The 2,448-nt window shown below is 34.4% G+C and carries 2 protein-coding genes; both read left to right on the top strand.

Going from position 1 to position 2,448, the window contains the following annotated elements:
• The first annotated feature begins 256 nt into the window (after nucleotides 1-256).
• Nucleotides 257-616 (top strand): hypothetical protein, encoded by a 360-nt coding sequence (locus KA909_RS13400; RefSeq protein WP_210130338.1) that lies wholly within the window; start codon nucleotides 257-259, stop codon nucleotides 614-616.
• Nucleotides 613-2,274 carry a terminase TerL endonuclease subunit gene (locus KA909_RS13395; protein WP_210130337.1) on the top strand — a complete coding sequence of 554 codons (1,662 nt, stop codon included), beginning with the start codon at nucleotides 613-615 and terminating at the stop codon, nucleotides 2,272-2,274. Before KA909_RS13400 ends, KA909_RS13395 begins: the two co-directional genes overlap by 4 nt.
• The last annotated feature ends 174 nt before the right edge of the window (nucleotides 2,275-2,448 follow it).

Genomic DNA, 2,448 nt, shown 5'->3' with positions numbered 1-2,448 from the left:
CAAAATAATCGAAAAAACAAATTTAATGATGAACAGTGGTAAAAAATAAAATTGTATAAAAATGTTATTTAATTCAAAAATACAAAAGTGTAAAAAGTGTCAAATACCCCCCTTCTTCAAGAATCGCGCCACTAAAGGCTTCGCGGAAACCGGCGCTTGGCTCAACTTCGCAGATTTACTTCTCGAAAACATACATTAGGGGACTTGACAAACCGAAAATCATTAAAAATAAATTTTGCAGAAAGGGGGAGGGACTTTGAAAAATGACAAGTATTTAAAAGACAAGCTAACTAAAAATCAAATCAAGAAAATTAATGAGACAGAAGATTATTTAACGAGTCAAATTGATAAAGAAAATAATGTTGAAGTTGAAAAAGTTGAGCGATATATCAACTTATTAAGACTATTCTATGCTTTGGATGTATACATTGAGCAGTCAGGACCGATAACAATTGTTAAAAACGCAAGTCAAGAATTTGTGAAAGCTAATCCAGCTATTGCAGAAAAGAATAAAGTGAGTGGCTCATTGTTAGCTTTAGAAAAATCATTCCAATTAGATAAAAAAGCTGAAGAGCGTCGCAAATTAGAACAAGCGAAAGGACCTGATTTAACATGAAGATACCTAGTTATGTTACAGATTACATTGAAAAAGCTAAGTCAGGTCAGATTATTTTTAATAAAGAACGAATTAAGCTTATATCTTTTTTAGAAGATAACATTTTGCAACGAGATGATTTATATTTTGATGATCAACGCATAGAAGATTACATCAAGTTTAGTGAAAAATGGTTTTTCCCATTGCAAGATTTTCAAAAATTTATTTCATGCTTCGTTTTTTTATACGAAGAAGAAAGCAAAACGCCTTATTTCTCAGAATTCTTTATATCAATGGCTCGTGGTGGTGGTAAGAATGGCTACATTAGTACTTTAGCAGCGTTCTTTATGACACCTTTACACGGCATACCTAAATATAATATGTCAGTTGTTGCTAATAGCGAGAAACAAGCATTGGTTAGCTTTAGAGAGATATACGATATGGTTGAAAGCAACAATTTGTATGTTACTAGTGAACGACCTAACAATCCATTTTACTTAAGTAAAGTTGCAGTTGAAGGTATTGAGACTAAATCGCAATTCTTATTTGATACGTCTAATGAAAAAACAAAAGATGGTGCTCGTGAAGGTTGTATCTTTTTTGATGAAGTGCATGCTTACGAAAAAGACTCAATCATCAACATCAAACGAAGCGGTTTAGGTAAGGTTGCTCATCCTAGAACATTTTATATCGGAACTGATGGCTATGTCAGAGAAGGGTTTTTAGATAGGTTGAAAGAACGTGCTGACAATGTGTTAAAAGGAATAAGTCCTGAAGATAGATTGTTCCCGTTCATTTGCAAAATTGATGATAAAGATGAAGTTGATAAGCCTGAAATGTGGGAAAAAGCTAATCCAATGTTTGAACAACCACGAAGTGAATATGGTAGTCAATTATTCAAAGAAGTACATCAACAATATTTAGGACTTCAATTCAATCCATCTAATCGACCTGAATTCATGACTAAACGAATGAATATGCCTGAAACAGATTCTCAAAGTGTTGTAGCACCGTGGGACGACATTATGGCAACCAATCGACCAATCCCGCCACTTGAAAATAATGAATGCATTGGTGGGCTTGACTACGCAAGCTTAAAAGACTTTGCAGCAGTTGGGTTGCTATTTAGATCAGGTGATGATTATATTTGGAAAACTCATTCGTTTGCTAGAAAAGAATTTTTAGATAAATACAAATTAAAACCACCTATTCATGAATGGGAAAAGAAAGGCTTACTTACAATTGTAGATGAGCCGACTATCAACCCTAAACATATTATTGACTGGTTTAGTGAAGCACAAAAGAGTTACGGTTTGCAAAAGGTTGTGGCCGACAACTTCAGAATGGATTTACTTAGACCTCTATTTGAAGATGCAGGAATTGAGTATGAAGTCATCAAAAACACTCGAGCCATCCAATCATTACTAGCGCCAAGAGTTGAAGACATGTTTGCACAACATCATATTATCTTTGGGGATAATCCATTGATGAGATGGTATACGCAAAATGTGGCCGTCAAAATACGTAAGGATGGCAACAAAGAATACGAGAAAAAAGAACCGATTAGACGTAAGACAGACGGCTTCCAAGCCTTAGTACATGCTTTGTATCGTGCAGATGACCTAAAAGATTCAAATCTAGAAGAAGAAATCAATCTGTTACGTGGCTTGAGATTTTAACTGAAGGGAGGTTAAGTGAATGGGATTGTTCGATAAGTTTTTTCAAAGAAACAAAGAGTTATCGTGGATGTATGATCTAGAGTTGCTACAAGATGTAAGTACAAAATCCTATATTAAGCAAATGGCACTTAATACGGTTGTTGAATTTGTTGCAAGAACTATATCTCGATCTGA

Origin of the sequence: Staphylococcus sp. GDX8P54P, from assembly GCF_017893165.1 — a bacterium.
GTDB classification, from domain to species: Bacteria; Bacillota; Bacilli; order Staphylococcales; family Staphylococcaceae; genus Staphylococcus; species Staphylococcus borealis.
This window is presented reverse-complemented; position numbering and strand designations above follow the sequence as displayed.

Coding starts and splice junctions, on each gene's coding strand:
- KA909_RS13395 (WP_210130337.1), top strand. CDS start 613: ATGAAGATACCTAGTTATGTTACAGATTACATTGAAAAAGCTAAGTCA.